The organism is Vibrio splendidus (genome assembly GCF_001557875.1).
GTDB lineage: Bacteria > Pseudomonadota > Gammaproteobacteria > Enterobacterales > Vibrionaceae > Vibrio > Vibrio splendidus_F.
In genome coordinates, this window is sequence record NZ_LNRF01000002.1 from 1 (window position 1) to 18,779 (window position 18,779).

17 protein-coding genes and 3 pseudogenes are annotated in these 18,779 nt (G+C 42.0%); 16 read left to right on the forward strand and 4 right to left on the reverse strand.

The features are described from left to right. Positions 1-173: pseudogene (locus ATB74_RS07690) on the forward strand (IS5/IS1182 family transposase); the annotation flags it as partial. A 51-nt stretch (positions 174-224) separates the two neighbouring features. Next, positions 225-1,082 (forward strand): annotated as a pseudogene (locus tag ATB74_RS07695) (tryptophanase); the annotation flags it as partial. 83 nt (positions 1,083-1,165) lie between these two features. Here the strand turns inward: ATB74_RS07695 and ATB74_RS07700 are convergent. Next, positions 1,166-2,050: a LysR family transcriptional regulator gene (locus ATB74_RS07700; protein WP_061017774.1), complete on the reverse strand. Its 885-nt coding sequence runs from the start codon at positions 2,048-2,050 to the stop codon at positions 1,166-1,168. Positions 2,051-2,291: 241 nt separating this feature from the next. Between ATB74_RS07700 and ATB74_RS07705 the strand changes: the two genes are divergently transcribed. Beyond that, positions 2,292-2,531, forward strand: a complete 240-nt coding sequence (locus ATB74_RS07705; RefSeq protein WP_061017777.1) for a hypothetical protein — start codon at positions 2,292-2,294, stop codon at positions 2,529-2,531. A gap of 212 nt (positions 2,532-2,743) precedes the next feature. Continuing rightward, positions 2,744-3,061: a Dabb family protein gene (locus ATB74_RS07710; protein WP_081090087.1), complete on the forward strand. Its 318-nt coding sequence runs from the start codon at positions 2,744-2,746 to the stop codon at positions 3,059-3,061. Positions 3,062-3,076: 15 nt separating this feature from the next. On the opposite strand, the pseudogene ATB74_RS24090 reads toward ATB74_RS07710, so the two are convergent. Further along, positions 3,077-3,202, reverse strand: a pseudogene (locus tag ATB74_RS24090) (DUF3103 domain-containing protein); the annotation flags it as partial. Between the two features lie 447 nt (positions 3,203-3,649). Between ATB74_RS24090 and ATB74_RS07715 the strand changes: the two are divergent. Next, on the forward strand, positions 3,650-5,119 hold the full coding sequence (locus ATB74_RS07715; RefSeq protein ID WP_347876244.1) for a transglycosylase SLT domain-containing protein: 1,470 nt from the start codon (positions 3,650-3,652) through the stop codon (positions 5,117-5,119). 132 nt (positions 5,120-5,251) lie between these two features. On the opposite strand, the gene ATB74_RS07720 is transcribed toward ATB74_RS07715, so the two are convergent. Beyond that, entirely contained in the window at positions 5,252-5,794 is a 543-nt protein-coding gene (locus ATB74_RS07720) for a DUF3332 family protein (protein WP_061017778.1), read from the reverse strand. 311 nt (positions 5,795-6,105) lie between these two features. Between ATB74_RS07720 and ATB74_RS07725 the strand changes: the two genes are divergently transcribed. Next, positions 6,106-7,005 carry a LysR family transcriptional regulator gene (locus ATB74_RS07725; RefSeq protein WP_061017780.1) on the forward strand — a complete coding sequence of 300 codons (900 nt, stop codon included), beginning with the start codon at positions 6,106-6,108 and terminating at the stop codon, positions 7,003-7,005. Between the two features lie 123 nt (positions 7,006-7,128). On the opposite strand, the gene ATB74_RS07730 is transcribed toward ATB74_RS07725, so the two are convergent. Further along, on the reverse strand, positions 7,129-8,952 hold the full coding sequence (locus ATB74_RS07730) for a M4 family metallopeptidase (RefSeq protein ID WP_061017782.1): 1,824 nt from the start codon (positions 8,950-8,952) through the stop codon (positions 7,129-7,131). Positions 8,953-9,535: 583 nt separating this feature from the next. Here ATB74_RS07730 and ATB74_RS07735 point away from each other — a divergent pair. The 10 genes from ATB74_RS07735 to ATB74_RS07780 all read left to right on the forward strand — a co-directional run bounded on the left by ATB74_RS07735 (position 9,536) and on the right by ATB74_RS07780 (position 18,726). Next, positions 9,536-10,348: a toll/interleukin-1 receptor domain-containing protein gene (locus ATB74_RS07735; protein WP_061017784.1), complete on the forward strand. Its 813-nt coding sequence runs from the start codon at positions 9,536-9,538 to the stop codon at positions 10,346-10,348. Positions 10,349-10,444: 96 nt separating this feature from the next. Continuing rightward, positions 10,445-10,834 (forward strand): hypothetical protein, encoded by a 390-nt coding sequence (locus ATB74_RS07740; protein ID WP_061017786.1) that lies wholly within the window; start codon positions 10,445-10,447, stop codon positions 10,832-10,834. 111 nt (positions 10,835-10,945) lie between these two features. Further along, entirely contained in the window at positions 10,946-12,262 is a 1,317-nt protein-coding gene (locus tag ATB74_RS07745) for an MATE family Na+-driven efflux transporter (RefSeq protein WP_061017788.1), read from the forward strand. 97 nt (positions 12,263-12,359) lie between these two features. After that, positions 12,360-12,758 (forward strand): NUDIX hydrolase, encoded by a 399-nt coding sequence (locus ATB74_RS07750; RefSeq protein WP_061017790.1) that lies wholly within the window; start codon positions 12,360-12,362, stop codon positions 12,756-12,758. Positions 12,759-13,199: 441 nt separating this feature from the next. After that, positions 13,200-14,618, forward strand: a complete 1,419-nt coding sequence (locus ATB74_RS07755; RefSeq protein WP_061017792.1) for an SLC13 family permease — start codon at positions 13,200-13,202, stop codon at positions 14,616-14,618. 6 nt (positions 14,619-14,624) lie between these two features. Beyond that, positions 14,625-15,980 carry an ATP-binding protein gene (locus tag ATB74_RS07760; protein WP_061017795.1) on the forward strand — a complete coding sequence of 452 codons (1,356 nt, stop codon included), beginning with the start codon at positions 14,625-14,627 and terminating at the stop codon, positions 15,978-15,980. Further along, a complete protein-coding gene (locus ATB74_RS07765) occupies positions 15,967-16,440 on the forward strand; it encodes a response regulator (protein WP_017062404.1) in 474 nt (157 codons plus the stop codon). Before ATB74_RS07760 ends, ATB74_RS07765 begins: the two co-directional genes overlap by 14 nt. 461 nt (positions 16,441-16,901) lie before the next feature. Continuing rightward, complete coding sequence (locus tag ATB74_RS07770) at positions 16,902-17,402, forward strand: opioid growth factor receptor-related protein (protein WP_061017797.1); 501 nt, start codon at positions 16,902-16,904, stop codon at positions 17,400-17,402. A 201-nt stretch (positions 17,403-17,603) separates the two neighbouring features. Continuing rightward, on the forward strand, positions 17,604-18,059 hold the full coding sequence (locus ATB74_RS07775; protein ID WP_061017799.1) for a hypothetical protein: 456 nt from the start codon (positions 17,604-17,606) through the stop codon (positions 18,057-18,059). Next, positions 18,034-18,726 carry a hypothetical protein gene (locus tag ATB74_RS07780; RefSeq protein WP_244267545.1) on the forward strand — a complete coding sequence of 231 codons (693 nt, stop codon included), beginning with the start codon at positions 18,034-18,036 and terminating at the stop codon, positions 18,724-18,726. Before ATB74_RS07775 ends, ATB74_RS07780 begins: the two co-directional genes overlap by 26 nt. Positions 18,727-18,779 lie beyond the last annotated feature (53 nt).

The window sequence follows — 18,779 nt, forward strand, 5'->3', positions numbered from 1 at the left end:
GATACCACAAACGTTCACTCTCAGAAACAGCGATGTATCGAGTTAAACAGTTGCTAGGAGGGCAACTGAGCTTAAGAAATTACAATGCACAGGTGGGTGAAACTTACGCGATGATAAAAGCGTTGAACAAGCTTACTGGGTTAGGTATGCCTGAAACTTGTCGTATTGACTAAGGAATACGCGAAACGGGGTGGCTCTATCTCTAAATTTAATTACGCAACAAAGCCATCGCCAACCTAAAAGCTGTTTATGAAATCGCTCAGAAATACGATATCCCTGTGATCATGGACTCAGCACGCTACGCTGAAAATGCTTACTTCATTCAACAACGTGAAGCGGGTTATCAAGATTGGACTATCGAACAGATCACGCGTGAGTCTTACAAATACGCGGATGGCTTAGCTATGTCTGCCAAGAAAGATGCCATGGTCCAAATGGGTGGCTTGTTGTGTTTTAAAGATGACTCTTTCATGGATGTGTACACAGAGTGTCGAACCTTGTGTGTCGTGCAAGAAGGCTTCCCAACCTATGGTGGCTTAGAGGGCGGTGCAATGGAACGCCTTGCGGTTGGCCTTTATGACGGCATGCGCCAAGATTGGTTAGAGTACCGTATTGGTCAGGTTCAATATCTCGTTGATGGCTTAGAAGCGATAGGTATCGTGTGCCAACAAGCGGGTGGCCATGCGGCGTTTGTCGATGCGGGTAAATTGCTTCCTCATATTCCGGCAGGTCAGTTTCCAGCGCATGCTTTGGCGTGCGAACTCTATAAAGTCGCGGGTATCAGAGCGGTTGAGATTGGGTCTTTGCTGCAAGGCCGTGACCCAGCAACAGGCGAACAGCATCCATGTCCTGCTGAGTTGTTACGCCTTACCATTCCTCGCGCGACCTACACACAAACGCACATGGACTTCATTATCGAAGCATTCGAAAAAGTGAAAGAAAATGCAGGGCAAGTGAAAGGGCTCGATTTTACTTACGAACCGCCGGTGTTAAGACATTTTACTGCGCGCTTGAAAGAGGTTGAAACCGTTGAAAAACAGACAGAAAAAAAGAATGAACAAACGCTCGAAGAAGCATATTAAAGCAAAAATATAAGCGAATAGTCACGAATCTAAGGCTCCTTCGGGAGCCTTTCTTTTGAATAATAAAGTTGATATCGACTGAGCTAAGCTTGTTTGTTTTCCAAGGTGGACTTTAGCATTTGGAATAGCCATAGGTTCAATGGTGCGTCTTTTTGTGAACGACGACAACTCATCACATAACTCACATCGATGGTCAGCTTTTCAGGCAAATTAATACTTCGACAGCCGTCAGGTACGCTTCCGTCCAAAGTGATACCAAAGTAGTCAGACTTCTGCACAATGTCGTGAATCATCGCAGGGTGGTCGACTTCCACTGTTGGCTCAACATGAAAACCAACGTTTCGAAGACGATCTAGGATAGGGTATTTATTGTCATTCCAACCTGGGGTTTTGAATAAAATTATCGGATAGTTAACGAGTGATTCAAAATCTTGCGCTTTATGCTCTTCTCTGACGAAGAACACAACTTTCCCTTTTCCAATCTCTTTTTGTGAAATGGACTGTGGCAGGCTTTCATCAAAGTAGTGAACGGCGATTGCTTCTTCACCTTCGATGATTCTGTTTTTGACATTGCTGCCCCATCTCACTAATGAAAAGTGCGCATGTGGGGCTTCTTTGTTCAGCATGAAGTAGAGCTTTGATCCAAAGCGTTCCCAAAAAAGCGTATTCGCGTAGATTTTGATATCGCCATGATAAGATTCAGGAGAGAATTCTTGGTGCTTTATTGCTTCAATACTGCTTAGTATTTGCTCGAAGTTATCAATATTGGCTTCAACAAATGTTGTTGGTTCGAACCCATGTTTGGTTTGGATAAACAGAGGATCGTTGAGCTGTATCTTTAACTTCGAGAGGTTCTTACTTATTGCCCCTGAAGTTTTTCCTAGTGACTTTGCAACTAACCCCACATTACGAAGTTCGTACATACGTTTGATGACCAAGATATTCTGAATATCTAGATTGATGTCCACAAGCACTCCAAATTGCTTAGATGGTAACGAGACTAATCTTTAGCGCAGCAAAAGCGTAAAGATTATGTGACTCTAATATCATAGTGCTAATGTAAACCCCATAAGACAGCACTACGTCAGAAATTCTCTAATCCTTTGATTTTCCGTTTGGTAAATCCTGCTTTTCCTCGTGTCGCTATCACTTGAGCGCTAAAGTTATCTCAACAAAACAATACAGTATAAAAATAAAACGAGGTGATGTATGAACAAATTAATCGCACTAGGCTTAATGGCTATTTCAATGAATACTGCTTTTGCTGCAGATGGTTCTTACACTGGTACCATCGATATGACGATGAGTAATCATAACCAAGTTAACGTAGAGCGTGTTGAGTCTGACTTAACACTGAAAGGAAGAAATGAAGCCGCCGTCGGTGGGTTGAGATTTCAAACGAGCGTAGATCAAAACCAAGCGATCCAGCTTACAGGTCGTCGTGATTAACGTTAAAACTGTGCTTACCATTGTCATGAAAAATGCTGCGCCCTTGGGTGCAGCATTTTTTGTTTTGGAGTATTTTATAAACTCTAGTGTTCTAGCCTTGGCATGGTGTGTAACGTGTGGCATTTTGTTTTCCTCTAACTCTAGAGCGCTACTCGATGCTGGTTAGGCATGACAAACCAGCAAGCGAACGAAAGATTCGAAAAGGACTAGGAATGATTCGAAAAGAAACGGGGATGATTCGTCATATTTTACTGATTAAATTCAAAGAGAACGCTGAGGCTTCAGAGGTCCAAAAACTAAAGATGCTGTTTGAAGCGATGCCAAATAAGGTTGAAGGGGTGGTTTCAGTCGAGTGGGGGCTAAATGACAGCCCTGAAAACAAGAATCAAGGTTATACCCATTCGGTGCTAATGACATTTGCTGATGAAGAAGGCCGTCAGAACTACCTTCCACACCCAGAACATGATGTGCTGAAAGATGTGTTTCGTCCGTTACTAGACGACATTATCGTGTTTGATTACTCCTTGTAATCAGCTTCAGTATCTTTTCTGCATTTTGCTAGAGAGTGCGGGGTAGGGCTGAGAAGAGTTTAGTTTGTCTATTGGTGCGGATGAACTCTTTTCTGAAATTTGAGCCTTTAAAGAAAGCTCAAGATCAGCATAACGCTCGCTTGATATGTCTGAATTTATAAATCAATCAATAGCTTACTAACCAAATTATTAAATAGCCTGGTGATATATGGCCTATTTGGGGGAGTTATTAGAGACTGCGAAGAGTGACTTCTGATGGCGCTTTTAGAGGGAGGAGATCTATAGGAACACCCTATATCTACTATAGCCACTGCGTTATTTCGAACTTGATGGTTTTCGGTATAATTCGCCTCCCTTGAGAAAAAGTAACGAATCAAAGCAACGCCTAAACGATCCATAACGCTCACCAAATTGCTCTGAACATCAAACACACTTTTCGCATCAACGCACTTTGTTCATCAACGTACATTGCAATCGTACAACGTTAAGAAATGTTCCTTTACGTTGAATCGCTTCTAGCCCGATAGCTCCCACGCAACACCTAGAACTATTGAGGGTTTTGGCTTAAACGCATTAGGAATACTGAATATGACGAATTTTAATAGCGCTTTACGTTTATCGAAGATGTTGGTTTTTCTTTCTCTTATTTCCAAATCAACTTTTGGTTTTGAAATACCCGACAACGCGCTCGAATCCTATGTGGGTGACTTCTCTGCGTTGCGTGAAAAAGGCGTTGTGCGTGTTTTAGTGTCTGGTGATATGGGGTTCTATCATATTGAAAATGGTAAGCCGAAAGGGATTCTTGCCGAGCAGATTTATTACTTTGATCAAGAGTTAAAGCTGCGTGACCCTTTACTGCGCGTTAAGGTGATTCCGGTTGAGCGGAGCGAATTGCTCAATGCGTTGAATCAGGGGCAAGGTGATATTGCCGTCGCCAACCTAACGGTGACCAAACAGCGTGAGCAATTAGTCGATTTCAGTATTCCTATTCGTAGCGACATTGATGAATTGTTAGTGACAAGCCGTTCTACACCTTTGATTAACGACATCACCCAGTTACAGGGTAAAGAGGTCTGGTTAAAGCAAAACTCCAGTTATATCAGCAGCGTTCACTCAGTGAATAAACAGCTAGAGAAGAACGGTTTAGCCTCCATCTATATCCACTTGTTAAGTGACAACCTTCAAGATCTTGAATTGCTCGATTTGATTAAACGCGGAAAAATTACCGCAACCATCGTGGATAGCCACAAGCTTGAACTGTGGGGAAACTTAGAGCAAGACATCAGAATCCATCGTAATCTTTCCTTTAGGCACAATGCCGATATTGCTTGGGCGATTCGCAAAAATAGTCCGCAACTGAAAGCAAAAATCGATCAATACTTGCAAGATTCAAAGCAGGGTACGTTGTTGGGTAATGTCATCGACAATCGTTATCTCGAAAGTACGTCATGGATGAATAGAGCCTCTAACCCGATGCAAAACGAGGAGCGGGATAAGCTAGAAAAGCTGTTCATGGTTTATGGGGAAAAGTTTGAGATCGATTGGTTCATTTTGTTAGCCATGGCTTTTCAAGAATCAGGCTTGGATAACTCAAAAATATCGCATCGTGGTGCGGTGGGTATTATGCAAGTGATGCCTAAAACCGCAAAAGATTGGTATGTCGATATTGATAATGTTTACGACTTAGAAAGCAATATTCATGCGGGCAGCAAGTATCTGCGTTTTATCTATGACCGATATTTCGATTTGCCTGAAATTTCGGATATCGACAAGATTCATTTTAGCTTAGCCGCTTATAATGCTGGGCCAGCTAAGATCAGACGAATGCGTGTGCTTGCCGCCAAGCAAGGTTACAACCCAAATAAATGGTTTAATCATGTTGAAGTGGTCGCAAGACAAAATATTAGCCAAGAGCCTGTAAAATACGTCGCCAACATCAATCGATACTTCACTATTTATCAGCGATTGGATCAGTTTCAAGATACCCGAGAAGAGCAGCTGAGTAATATGACTCGTCAGCTCAACATCAAACGTTTCTCTCCTTATTTCGCTTATTAGTAGCGGTTATTCGCCATAAGCCAAAACAAAAATGACAAAAAAAAGAGAGGTAAGCGACTAAGCTAACCTCTCTTTTTTATAGGTACTGACTAACTGAATTGGTTGGGGGTGTATCAGTTAATTCTTCGTTGATTAAGACTGCTCAGCTGATGCGATGTACATCTGCATCTCTTCCAAGCTTGTTTTTGCAATCACTTGGTTATCAATAGAGTAATGAACTTCATCGCCGAAACGTTGACCCGTTAGAGTCGCGCGAGTACCGTCATTGTAGGTTAGCTCAATTGCGATTTCATCTTGGTTAAGTACTTTCATTTCACTGTGGTCAATCACATGCTTTGCTAATGGGTCGATAGGCGCTTCTGTTAGGCTGTCATCCAGTTGGTCATTAACATCAATGTAAGTATCAACCTTAGAATCGAAGATGTGTGGCTTCTTGTTGATTGGGTTCTTACCCGTCCAAAATTCCAGTGAGTTAAACACGATGTAATCGGCAGCAACGGTAATACCGTAAGCAGGGGCAAGTAACATGTTTAGGCCACCACGAGCGTAACGGTTATCAACGGCTTTAACGTTAAACTCCATTAGTTTACCTGTTACTGCGTTGCTACCTACGCAGCCAAATAAAGTCACTAGGCTTGCTGAGATTATTATCGGTTTTACAAATCGGTTCATCATTCTCTATTTCTATATGTGTCTATTTAGGAACCGGGAATTATGTCAAACTAAAGCGTCTTCTAATATAACGTCACGCCTATACTAGATATCAGGAAAACCTATATCTTTTATAAAAACCAGTCGGTTATATGTTTTTTGTGCTTCTTTCTTAAATGCTATCGTACTCGTCCGTGTTATTTTGGTTTGGTGTTTTAACAATGTTCTGTCATAACCATAACTAAAATATGGGAATGGAAAGCGATAATTCACAGTCATTTAAACGATATTATTTTTATCGTTTATTTAAATACATGACTGCCTGAAGAGCTCGAATGAAACGATTTAACCTCAACCTCATATATTACTTTATCGCGATATATGAAGAAGGCAACCTGACGTACGCGGCAGAAAGGCTCAATATATCTCAACCTAGTCTCAGCGCGCACCTAAAGCAGCTTAGAGACGAATATCGGGATCTCCTCTTCGTTAGAAAATCATACACACTCGAGCCTACGCCAGTCGCGAACGACCTGTACCCAATCTTCAAGCAAGCACATAAACTGGTTTCACACTCACTCCCTGAAACTCACGATTTCGACCCGAAAGAGTGTAATTACACCTTCAGAATTGCTGCGATGAGCATTTCAAGCAGCGTGATCTTGCCTCGTATCTTGGACAGGATTCAAAAAGAAGCCCCCAACTGCGTTATCGAAGTGGTGAACATCAAAGAAGACATGGCAACGGATATTCGAGAGAAGAAGATCGACCTTGTCGTCGACCTTACTAATGCTCACCCGACACTGCAGAGCCAAGAGATCTGGGACGATGAACTGTGCGTGGTATGCAGCCAAAACCACTCTCAAATAGAAGAACAGATAACTTTAGAGCGTTACTTAGCTGAAAAGCACGTGATGTTGACGCATGATAACTATCGAGTGAACCAGTTAACCGAGCTTCACAGCCCGATCTTTTCCGAAAGAAAGGTGGCGAGAAAGCTCAATTCCGTCGCTGACTTTTCGGACACGATTTATAACAGTGATTGGATTGCAACTTTCCCTAAAGGGGTCGCAGACGCGTATTTTGATAAAGACAAAATAAAGCTGTTAGAGGTGCCATTTGAATACCTTACACCATCATTGAGCGTGTATTGGCACAGCAACCGCAATGACGACATCGTGAACCGATGGCTAAGAGAATTGTTTACCAGTGAGATCTTAAAACTGTCTGCGTGATCAATTTGGCATCTTAATCGGTTGTCTAAGTCTCTAGAACAATCCAATCCTTAGTAAGTAATGAAGCCTACTCATATGAGTAGGCTTTGTTATTTTTTGCTACCTTCAACGGTACGTTCTAACTCAATCTAAACGCAATGTTAGGCCAGAGTAGTTTGAGTATCCGCGCAGTAACACATGATAAGTCACGCCCGGTTGCGCGCTCACACTGCACTGCTCATTGTTTCCTGCACGATAAGGGCGACAATCGTAACTCGATGTCGTTGGCTTGCTGCCCGATTTCACGTAAAGGTCGGCATCACCTGAACCACCAGACATTGAAACCGTCACGCTTGATGCAGAATCAACAGTGAACGTGTAGAAGCTCTCCGAAGATTGATTCCCGCTTAGGTTCGCGATCGGTGTGCCTTTCGTTAATACATTGCCAGTTGGCGGCGTGACACCACAGCTTGCATTCACGCCTACAGTGTTAAAGGCATCTTCAACATCGGCAACCACATAGCCCATGTCTGCTGCGGCTTTCGCTACGCCACAAGCTCCTGCGTCAAAGGTACTGTTTGCCGTCCAATACAACTGGTTGGCAACCGTGAATATTTCAAAGCCCTTACGTACATTCCAACCCGACTTGTTCGCTAAAAGATAAAAGGCACGGTTATAAACACCGCTAGATAAGTGAACGTTCAAGCCATCGTAGTATTGCGAGGCGTGATCAATCGAACGACCATCTTTTGAAGGTTGATCAAAGTAGCGCAAACCACCTTCCGATTTAAATATATCGCTACCGACCACCCAATCCACACTGCCACGTAAGTAGTATTCAGCCGCTTCGCCCGCAATATCGGAGAAGGCTTCATTGATGCCGCCCGACATGTTTCGGTACACAAGGCCGGAGTTTTGCTCGGTGAACCCGTGGCTGACTTCGTGAGCACTCACGTTGATGTCGACCAATGGATAAAAGGTGTTTTTGCCATCCCCAAACGTCATGGATGAGCCATTCCAGAAGGCATTTTCATAATCGGTACCGTAATGAACACGCATCGTCAGTTGGAAAGTTAAAGGCGATGTGTTCATCCACTCTTTGTACATATCAAACACGACATTACCAAAATAATGCGCATCGTTAAGAGGCGAGTAAGCACCGTTAATGTACTTATGATCGGTATAGTTGGTGCCGTCGGCACAGTTGTAACTGTAGGCTGCGCTGCCAGACGTTCCGTTCCTCAAATCGACTGTCTTAACAGAATCGTTTTCTAACGTACAAGTTGTGCCTGTTTTGTCGATGGGAAAGCTAGGGAAGTCGCTGCCATATTCATATCGAGTGGTTTTGATATTACCACCGGGGCCAGTGCCGGATGCTTTGGCGTGATTTAACCCATTCCATTTTTGGAGAACATCGCCAGTCGTGGCATCAATAAAGTAGAAAGGGCGCTCTGGCATAGAGGAAGCGATAAAGAAATCGACCAGATACACCACTTGCGCGGTTTGGTTCTCGTCCAGTCTCACCATCAGTTTCGCGTTTTTATTTTCAATCGACTTTTTGCCGACAGTAAACGTGCGGTGAGAGGAAATAGCAGCTTCAATCGCTTGTTCCTGATTCAGCTTTGGCGCGATGCTGGACAAGTCCCCACTGATCCCTTGTGCCATCGAGCCAAACACCTGAGTGGGTTGGTTCTTGGAAAGGGTGGCGACAACCGAAGTATCAAAGACGGGTAAACCTAGGTGAGTTTGTTGATAGCGGACTTTGGTTTTTCCATTGGGTAATACCACCCGTTTAACTTCAGAAAAGCCTAATTCTAGTGGGGCAACACTCTTCGACTGAGCGACGAGGCTTTGTTGTAGTAATGCATCATCATCGACCCTGACCATTTCCGCAGCGTGTGCATTAAAGCCAAAAGATGTACCTAGAATAGCTGCTATTTTCCAGCTTAGTTGACGTTGTTGGTTCATTTTCTGTTCCTGATTTTAATATAAACTCCTTCTTCCCAACGGCTTTATAGGAAGTCTATATGCAACACGGTAATGCCATGTGTTGCGAATCAAGATTGGAAGAGCATTTCGGCTTATGACAAGTTTTTTAGGGAGATTAAATTTTAGAGTATGTAATTCAAAGTTTACAAAAAATATTATTGATCAAATTGTTTTTATAAAATTTAATTTTATTATTTATCGTAACTCGATGATGGGGCGGGAGTTATTAAAATCTACTTTGTTTGAATCTAGATAGTACTTTTCTTTAAGCTAACTTCGATGTTTTCCTGTTTCCACCTTAATTACAAATGAGTAAATAAGAGCGTTTTTGGAAGTTGAAATATTGTCTTTATTGTCAATAGTAAACTTGTTTTAACAATACTATTCAGAGAAGTTATCAAGTTTTCTTCATTTGGCTTTGTTAGGCAGAACTAAATTCTACATTTCCTTGTTCAATCACAAATTAGTAAACATAAGTCATTGTTATAAATGGAGTGAGTCGCTTAAGATAGACAGGATAAGAAACTAGACAGATATGTATTTATAGAATTACGGAGCGATAATGAATAGTCACCAACTTTTTTTATCACATATACATGAAGAGAAAGACTTAGCTGTTTTGATAAAAACAGCTATAGAAGAGGAGTTCTCAGGTTTTGTTGAAGTATTTGTATCATCAGACGGCACGAGCATACCTGCAGGCAGCAACTTTCTTAAACGAATTGAAGACGGTTTAGTAAATTGTATAGGCGCACTATATTTAATTAGCCCTGTTTCAGTTAAAAGAAACTGGATTAACTTTGAGCTTGGTGCCGTTTGGATCAGGAACGCCATAAGCATTAGAAGTGAAGGAGCAGAAATACCAGCACTTCCTTTTTGCCACTCAAATATGAGCCCTGCAAATTTACCTCAGCCCATAGGTAACTTGAATGCAATTACTGCTAACCAAGCTTCGCAACTTGAGTTTGCATTTAGGTCAATACAAACCGCTGTAGGGGGCAAAGGCTCATTAAGAACTGACTTTGATGCACTTGCTCATAAAATAGTTCTATTCGAACGAGAGTATACATTGGGAAGTACCGTGGCAGATTTATTTAAATCTATCGGCGGGGATATGGAAAAACTAGTTCAACATTGTGAGTCTCAAACCACGGGAGTAACTAGAACAACCTTAGAGCTTGGTTTTATTCCAACTGAACTTGTAAAGAAAATCCAAGATTATCAGCATAATGAACTTGAAGGTAAAATAGAATTAACTACTAAAAACCCTGGTATGTCCTTTGGTAGCCAAGGAGCTGTGAACGGTGCAGAAGCTTCTGTAATCATAGATCTACAGTTAGTTGTTGAATTCAAAGATTTGTTACTAAATGCATAACAAGTTGTTTGAATGGACAAAAAATAGTTGGCTTTTGCTCGTTCCTCGCTAGTTTTAGCCAGCTACTTTATTGCCGCTGAGTAAGGCGTTATGTGAATGCAGAAGATCGAGGGAAACATGTTAGAAATTACAGAAAGTGCAGTTTTAATTAGAATTAACCGTTTGTTTGAAGAATCAATGACATCAGAAGCGTTGTATGAAGCTACTCGTGGTATATGGGTTATTGGGCCGCGACGAGAAAAATTAGAAATTGCCTTCAGTGTGTATAAAGGCGAGATTAAAGAAGTGTACATGGTGCATAATTGGCTTCCTGCTGGAAGTACTCCTTACCAAACTCGTTCATTGGAAGAGAGTAAAAAAGATGGCCGTTGGGAATTTGTTGGCGAAGTTGCTAGTGATGAAGTGCGAGACAAGTACCTTGGTCAATCAGTGTCGGATTACTTCTCGAAAGGTAACTCGAATCCAATCAAGTACGTCAACTGTTAAATTCGTATAAAAAATTTAAGATAGATTCGCAACGCATGGCATTTGCACTATGTGTTGATTTTAGTGTTTCTAGAGTTCGGAGGTAATAATTGCGCGGAATTGAATTAGTGCATGAATAAAAATATCAATTATCAACTCTGGTTAGTGTTGATGCTTACTAGTTTTATTCCGTTGATTTATGCGACAACTAGAATTTATTTTTTAGGAAGCATTGCAAGCCCTTGGACATATAGCATCGCAGCGCAAGTAGCTTGGCTAAATGTTGGTTATGAAGTACTCCATGAAGCGTTATTCATTCCGCTAGCATTTATCTTTGGTAAGGTCGTAAGTGATGATAGAAAATTTCAAGAGAGGGTTAGTCTAGGACTAAAAATTATAGTATTAAGTTATCTTTTAGTCACTGCTGTTGTCCTATGGTTTACGCCAATCTTTGTTACTGCAATGCAACAACAAAAAGAACTGTTCACTACGACGACACAATATATCCGATTGGAATCATTAGCTATATTACTTTCTAGTGTTTACGCCTTTTTATCGTTAGTTTTAGTGTTGAAAAATCAGAAGAAGACTCTGTACAAGTTGTTAGTCGTACAAATGATACTAACGATTTTGTTTGACACTCTACTTGTTAGCCAGTTACCAATTTCCTTTGAATTGGGCGTTCATGGTATCGCTTTTAGCAATATTATTGTCAATTTAATACTCGCCGCAGTCGCCATTACTTATCTTATAAGATTAGGTATATCTCTTAAGTTTGGGCAAAGTCATCGAAATCAAAATATATGGCTAAAGGAGTGGGTAGTCATTGGGTGGAAGTCAGGCCTAGAGTCATTTGTTCGTAATACCGCTTTTATTGTAATGATTTTGCAATTAGTGAACCAAGTACAACAAGCCGGAACGTTCTGGGTTGCGAATCAATTTATTTGGGGATGGTTGTTGCTTCCTATATTAGCTTTAGGTCAGTTAGTGAAACAAGACGCTGCAACCAACAAAGGGTTATCGATTGAACGAATCAATGGTTACTTTTGGTTAACTGTAGGGGTCATTGTCGCTTGGGCTATCACAATACCGATGTGGGATGGCTTTATATCAAGTGTAATGGGGGTTAAGAACTCAGGCCCAATTATCGATTTAGTATGGTTGTTAGTCGGATTTTATGTTGTGTTTAGCTTCAACAATGTCATAGACAGTTACTTCTATGGTATTGGTCGAACAGACCTCATGCTCTATCAATCTTTGGTGGTTAATAGTCTGTTCTATGGTGGTGCTTTTGTGTGTTATCAAACCGGCATATTTGTTCCTACACTGCAAACTATCGGATTGATGTTCGGCTTGGGTATAACTCTAGACGCAATGATTACATGGGCTTTATACCTAATGCTGAGGAGGCAGCAATCGCTAAGCCAGTGCGAGTCTCTTTTAAGTTAAGTAATAGTTGGTGCAAATACAACGGCACACCTAAGGCGCATTCCTTATTCTTAGTTCATTTTGTTTAAAGTACTTTTTGAAGTACAAGGAAGCTCATATGAAAAACATAGCTATGGCCGTGGTTGTAAGAGAAGGGAAAGTCTTAATCCAAAAGCGTTTTAGACATCGCCAAGGTATGGTTTTTGAGTTCCCAGGAGGTTCCGTTGATCCCGGAGAGTCTGGTAGCGAAGCCGCAATTAGAGAGTTGTGGGAAGAAACAGGTATTAAAGATTTACAACTCCTCGGCACTCATAAAGGTCAGAACTACTTCGGTGGTGAGATTCATTACGTCGTTTTGCGTGCGGATCTAAATAATGAACCGAAAATGGTCGATGCAGAAAGACAGCAAACTTTCTATTGGCTAGAACCCTCAGCGATACCTCTTGGTGATTTTTATCGTGCAGATATTGAGTTTATAGAGAACCATTTGAGTCGATATACCTCTCAAAGATGCTAGTTTCATAACCACCATCTCTATTCATCGTTAGTTTCACGGAGGAAGCATGACAAGCGACCAATTATTGGAAAAGGCACTTTATAGCAGTGCCAGCATCCATCAACCCCCAACGATCTTGTTCAGCGCTTTTATCAGAAGTGATCCTTAATTTATGGACGTGACTTTAAGTGACGGACCTGTTCTGACAGTATCTAGAATAACTGGAACGGATTATGGCTAGAAACGTAGAAACTACTTTCGTGAATTTAATTGCAACAGTAAATGATACACAAACGTAGAGGTAGCGCACAGAATCGAAAAAGGGGATATCGCGATTACGTAATCATTGATCTAGCCGATAGTGAGATAGTGATAAGAGCTCGATAATTCGTTGTCGGATCTAAATTAGAGCTGTAAATCTAATTTCTAAGTAGTTGTTATCTCAGGAAGAGTTTTTGTGCTATGCGCCCCTATATTAAATACATTATCCCTATTTTAATTCCTTTCATTATCCTCGTAATGCCGCTATCAGCGTTTCCATTTGAAGGCCTTACGATTATTCAACAACGCGTTATTGCGATCTTTTTATTAGCGGCATTGTGCTGGGTGTTCGAGCCTATCCCAATTTACGCGACGTCTGTTGTTATTATCGTTCTGCAACTGTTGATGTTGTCGGATAAAGGGCTGATCTTTTTAAGGTTTGAGCATGGGGAGGAACATTTTGGTGAGCTGTTAAAATACAGCGACATCATGGCGACATTCGCTAGCCCAATCATCATGCTGTTTTTAGGTGGTTTCTTCTTAGCGATGGCCGCCACTAAATATCGATTAGACGTAAACTTAGCTCGCGTGTTGTTGAAGCCATTTGGACAAGACCCAAAGTTTGTGATGCTTGGCTTAATGTTGATCACTGGTATCTTTTCGATGTTTATGTCTAACACGGCAACAACGGCAATGATGCTCTCTATTTTAACGCCGGTACTGGCTGTGTTTGGTCCGAAAGATCCCGGTCGTGTAGCGTTTGCGCTTTGTATCCCTGTTGCCGCTAACATCGGTGGCATTGGTACCCCGATAGGTACCCCTCCGAACGCTATCGCACTTAAATATTTAGTTGGCGATAACCTCATTACGTTCGGCGAATGGATGGCATTTGGTGTGCCGTTTGTCGTTATTATGATGGCGTTAGCGTGGTTTTTAATCGGCTTTATGTACAAAGCTGACCAAAAGAAAATCGAGCTAAGCATCAAAGGTAAATTCCTTAAAACGCCCAAAGCCATTGCGGTATACGTCACTTTTGCGCTGACCATCATTCTTTGGTTAATGGGCTCAAGCCATGGCATGAACTCTTATACCGTCGCTCTTATTCCTGTCGCTGTGTTCTCACTCACAGGGATCATCAATAAAGAAGACCTGAAAAAGATTTCTTGGGACGTACTGTGGCTTGTATCAGGTGGTATTGCGCTTGGTTTAGCTCTCGATAAAACTGGCTTAGCAAGGCTCGTGGTACACAGCATTCCGTTTGATGCTTACTCACCCTATGTGGTGTTGTTCGGAGCGGCGTTCTTGTGTTTGGTAATGGCAAACTTTATGTCTCATACCGCAACAGCTAACTTATTAATGCCAATTATGGCTGCATTAGGTTCGTCTATGGCTTCACTCACGCCACTAGGCGGTGAGTTAACGTTAATTCTGGTTGTGACTTTTGCCGCTTCATTAGGTATGTCGCTGCCAATCAGTACGCCCCCGAATGCGTTGGCTCATGCAACGGGTCATGTGCAAAGTAATCAAATGGCCAGAATCGGTATTATTTTGGGTGTGGTTGGTGTGCTACTGAGTTTTGTTATGGTGTGGGTGCTACATTCAATTGGTCACATAGGATAACGATACGTGTATCAACAAAAGTTAGAAGCACTTATCGATCGCTATTTTAATCACGCAGAACGTCGGGTGACGTGCTGTGCCGGTAACACCATTATTGAACAATCAGCGTTAAACACTCGTTTATATTATGTGTTGAGTGGGGAACTGGAAGGGTTTTATTCCGAAGAGAATACACCTCAAGTGCGAGTATTTAGCGCGGGTAGTGGGGCTTTTATAGGCGTTCATAGCTTCTTTTCTGGTAATTGGACAGCATCTTCAACGGTTGTTGCTAAAACCGATGTTGAGTTAGCGTGGATCGATAAAGACACGCCGGCAGAAGATGAACGTAAATTTGGCCCTCTTACCGCACAGTTCACACCTGTGATTGTCAATGAGTTGTCGCGTCGTCAACGCCGCGCAACACAGGAAGCGATCGCGAAACAAAAAGCGCTAGAGAAGTTACATACTGCTGAGCAAATGACGACCTTGGGTCAATTAGCTGCAGGGATTGCTCATGAACTTAACAACGCTATTGGTGTAGTAAATAGTAAAGCTGGTCGACTTGAAACGGTCATCATGGATCTGCTTGAAGAAGTGCATCCAGAAGCCAGTCAATTTTTCGATTTTGGGTTAATGCATGGTCAGAAAACGTCGTCGGTAGAAGCACGAACACGTGGGCGACAATTTGAAAGAAAATATGGTTTAGACAAAAACATTGCTCGCTCTCTTGCAAAGGCGATTCCAATTGACGCTTTATCTGCAACAGACGTTATTTCAAAACATTGGCTGAAAAACCCAGATGAAGCGATTCGTTTTTGGCAGATGGGCTGTGATTTACATGATTTACGTTTGGCATCTAGACACACCGTTGGCATCGTAAAATCGGTTAAACAACTTGGCAGAATTGATATTGACACCGAAGAAGCGGTTGATATTAATGACTCCATTAACCATGCCTTATCGTTGTTACAAAGTGAGTTACGTAGAGTGTCTGTGCGATTGAGCCCTGCGGATTTACCGTCTTTTAAAGGCTCGAAAACAGAGCTCGTTCAGATTTGGGTCAACATTGTAAAGAATGCTTGTGATGCAATGTCGAATTCAGACGATGCCGCAATAGAAATTCAAACCAGATTAAGTAAGAAAAGAATATTAGTTACGATCACGAATAACGGCCCTGAGATAGATGAGGCGACTCGTAGAAAGATATTTCAGCCCAACTTCACCACTAAAAAAGGTGGTCTATCGTTTGGATTGGGCTTGGGTTTATCAATAGTTAAGCGGATTGTGGCAGGTTATGGCGGAAGTATCGTTGTGAAAAGTGATGCTTCTAAAACTGTATTTAGAATCAAGTTACCAGTAGAGGGTGAACATGGAGAAGCTTAATTTAATCTGTGTCGATGACCAGAGAGAAGTACTGAGCGCAGTGGTACAAGATTTAGAGCCGCTGGCGAGTTGGCTGAATATTGAAGATTGTGAATCAGCACAAGAAGTGCTTGATCTCATTGATGAACTTGACGCAGAAGGCGAACACATTACCGTCATCGTGTCTGATCATGTGATGCCAGGGAAGACGGGTGTGGAGTTACTCACTGAAGTGTTCCATGACAGCCGCTTTCCGAATACAAAGAAAATTCTTCTTACGGGGCAGGCCACTCATACTGATACCATCAATGCGATTAATGCAGCAGGCATCGACCGTTACTTTGAAAAGCCTTGGCAAGCAAGCACATTAGTTGAGTGCATTCGTACTCTTGTCACTGAGTACATATTTGATCAAGGGCTTGATTACACGGACTATCAGAATGAGCTCGACCAGCAGGTTGTGTTGAGACGCTTACGCTAGTCTTTTATGTTAGCGACTTACGCTAGTCACTTATGTCAGTCGCTTGAAATTATATGCACCGAAGGACGCTTTCTGAAGGATTTTGTCTTTGAAAGAAGTAATCTTTCGGTGCATATATTACCTATCTCTTTTAGTCGTTCAGGTTTAGTACTCAGTTATCAACACACTGGGTGCTGGCTTAAATTCAAAACTTATACGCTACGCCAACGCCAACGCATGCATTGTGTTTTCTTCACGCACGATTCCCTGAACATGCAGCAGAACTAAAATGTGTCGCAGAGTCCCAGTGTCGTTTGTTAGAAAAGTAAGTCGAAAGTATTCAAAAGTGATTCCGAATGCGTGGTATGTGGAGTTCGAAGTCAGATCGGTACTTACAACGTAAAGGACTAGGCTTTTCACGGCTTACTGCGTAATAATGCATTCGCCCACAAGTGGTGGTTTATAGTCGGTAGGATTTTAAAATGAGTGAGATTGCTCGCTTTATATCTGGTGAAGCACCAGATAAATTTGGTCGAAATATAGAACAGTTATTGGCTTACAATCATTTTTGGTTGGAGCATGACCATAAGTATATTCAAGTATTTTTCCCAATAGATGAGGGGACTAAGTTTAATCAACATGCACCGTTGGTTACTCAAGAAGATAGGGCGCTTTTTTCTAATTCTGAAGAGCTTCGCACCGCTCATCTACAAGTGCTTGACCTGATGCTTGAATTTTGGGGCATGCAGCGGAGCGGGAGTGAAATATCTTCATCATTGCCACTTAGTCCAGCGAATCACGTATGGCTTAAAAATCATGACCACAACCAGCTAAGGCTAACGCGAGCCATTCGTAGTTTATACTTGTTAGGTAATGAAGAGGTCGCAGCTCGGTTATGTGAGTTTCTAGTATCAGCGGCGAGCGAGACAGGCTCGGTGTCGGAGAAAACCGTTCAGTATTGGCGCAATGCCTTGGAAGGTTAGGGCTTCTCTGTGCAGAGCTTTCGGCACTGCCCATAATTGATTCTCAGTGCGCGGCATTTTCGTACGATGCCGCTTTCTCTATATTCAACATTTGAATGCAATTTGTGGAATATATCAAAATTAATTAAATTGATAGTAAGTTATTACTTTTCATTATGTTAGGGTTCTTTTCTTAAGGTCAGCGGATTAGGGAAGAGGCTCATGAAAAAGGTTTTTTTGATAGCGATATCAATCGGTTTTGTTGTCTTCTTTCTCGTTGGTCGTGAGCTTCATTGGTTCGGGTCCAACAATTCCGAGTCGTTTCCTAAACTTCCTGATAGTCCCCAATTTGTTCCTTCTACCGATTTCGACGGTGAGTGGCTAGGCCGCCGTATTAACACCACTGGCAATAATATGTGTGAACGCACAACCATCACCGGAACCATTAGTGAGGGTAAAGCCACGCTAAGGCTCACCTACAACGGAACACCATTAGAAGGTTGGGTGACAGAAAGCGGCGACTTACGTTTATATGCCAAACATCGCCAATGGGATTATCGTTTTTCCGCACATGGCAGTGGCAATAGATTTGACGGCCGATGGCATTTAACCAATGGCCCGTGCCAAGGAACTTGGTTTATAGAAAAGCTGGATGATAGTTTTGGCGCTGATGAATAATGAAGTAATGAAAAAGCTAGGTTGGTTCATGGTACGGCTGGGCATCGCGTACTTATCAATCGGAGTGTTGCTGGGCGTTGTCATACTTAACAACACTTATGCTCCACGCTTTTTCTCAATGGACTGGGACATTATGGCGTGGTTTGCCGTCTTGGTGACCATACTAGGTTATGTACTATTTCGGATAAAGAGGACGACTAATATCGGCAAACTTATGTTTGCGAGTATTTTGGGAACCGTTGTTTTGTTTATGTATGCTGAAGAAAGGTATTGGATTGCTAATATTAACGTGCGCTCTTGGAGTCTGTTTCTTGGTGTATTGTATGTGTCTATGCTTTTATATTTCTTGTTTCCCCACCGATGGTTAAAGCCGTTTCTGTTTTTATCTCCTGTTGCTGCTGGCTCATGGGTTTTATTCTGGATAGGTTATACGCCGATTAACGTCACTTTGAGCATCATGGAAGTGCAAGGGACAATTCCAGACGAAAAATATCACAAGGCAATCGCTATGCTCCCCGATATTTATAGTACTTGTCTAATATCGGCATTGCTTTGGACTTCACAGATACTAGGTGTTTACGCCTTGGCATATTGGGGAAACAACCCAAGGGTGAGTTTCCAAAATGCGGTGCGGTCGGTAAGATTAATAGCTAACCCTTCAAAGTGATTCAACATATGCGGCATTTTGCTATGCCGTATTCAGATGTGATTTGAAAAAAG

Excerpts from the sequence above, each read along its gene's own strand:
- ATB74_RS07765 (WP_017062404.1), top strand. The coding sequence starts at position 15,967 with ATGGAGAAGCTTAATTTAATCTGTGTCGATGACCAGAGAGAAGTACTG.
- ATB74_RS07705 (WP_061017777.1), top strand. The coding sequence starts at position 2,292 with ATGAACAAATTAATCGCACTAGGCTTAATGGCTATTTCAATGAATACT.
- ATB74_RS07740 (WP_061017786.1), top strand. The coding sequence starts at position 10,445 with ATGCAGAAGATCGAGGGAAACATGTTAGAAATTACAGAAAGTGCAGTT.
- ATB74_RS07710 (WP_081090087.1), top strand. The coding sequence starts at position 2,744 with ATGATTCGAAAAGAAACGGGGATGATTCGTCATATTTTACTGATTAAA.
- ATB74_RS07775 (WP_061017799.1), top strand. The coding sequence starts at position 17,604 with ATGAAAAAGGTTTTTTTGATAGCGATATCAATCGGTTTTGTTGTCTTC.
- ATB74_RS07770 (WP_061017797.1), top strand. The coding sequence starts at position 16,902 with ATGAGTGAGATTGCTCGCTTTATATCTGGTGAAGCACCAGATAAATTT.
- ATB74_RS07715 (WP_347876244.1), top strand. The coding sequence starts at position 3,650 with ATGACGAATTTTAATAGCGCTTTACGTTTATCGAAGATGTTGGTTTTT.
- ATB74_RS07720 (WP_061017778.1), bottom strand. The coding sequence starts at position 5,794 with ATGATGAACCGATTTGTAAAACCGATAATAATCTCAGCAAGCCTAGTG.
- ATB74_RS07735 (WP_061017784.1), top strand. The coding sequence starts at position 9,536 with ATGAATAGTCACCAACTTTTTTTATCACATATACATGAAGAGAAAGAC.
- ATB74_RS07780 (WP_244267545.1), top strand. The coding sequence starts at position 18,034 with ATGATAGTTTTGGCGCTGATGAATAATGAAGTAATGAAAAAGCTAGGT.
- ATB74_RS07745 (WP_061017788.1), top strand. The coding sequence starts at position 10,946 with ATGAATAAAAATATCAATTATCAACTCTGGTTAGTGTTGATGCTTACT.
- ATB74_RS07750 (WP_061017790.1), top strand. The coding sequence starts at position 12,360 with ATGAAAAACATAGCTATGGCCGTGGTTGTAAGAGAAGGGAAAGTCTTA.
- ATB74_RS07730 (WP_061017782.1), bottom strand. The coding sequence starts at position 8,952 with ATGAACCAACAACGTCAACTAAGCTGGAAAATAGCAGCTATTCTAGGT.
- ATB74_RS07755 (WP_061017792.1), top strand. The coding sequence starts at position 13,200 with ATGCGCCCCTATATTAAATACATTATCCCTATTTTAATTCCTTTCATT.
- ATB74_RS07725 (WP_061017780.1), top strand. The coding sequence starts at position 6,106 with ATGAAACGATTTAACCTCAACCTCATATATTACTTTATCGCGATATAT.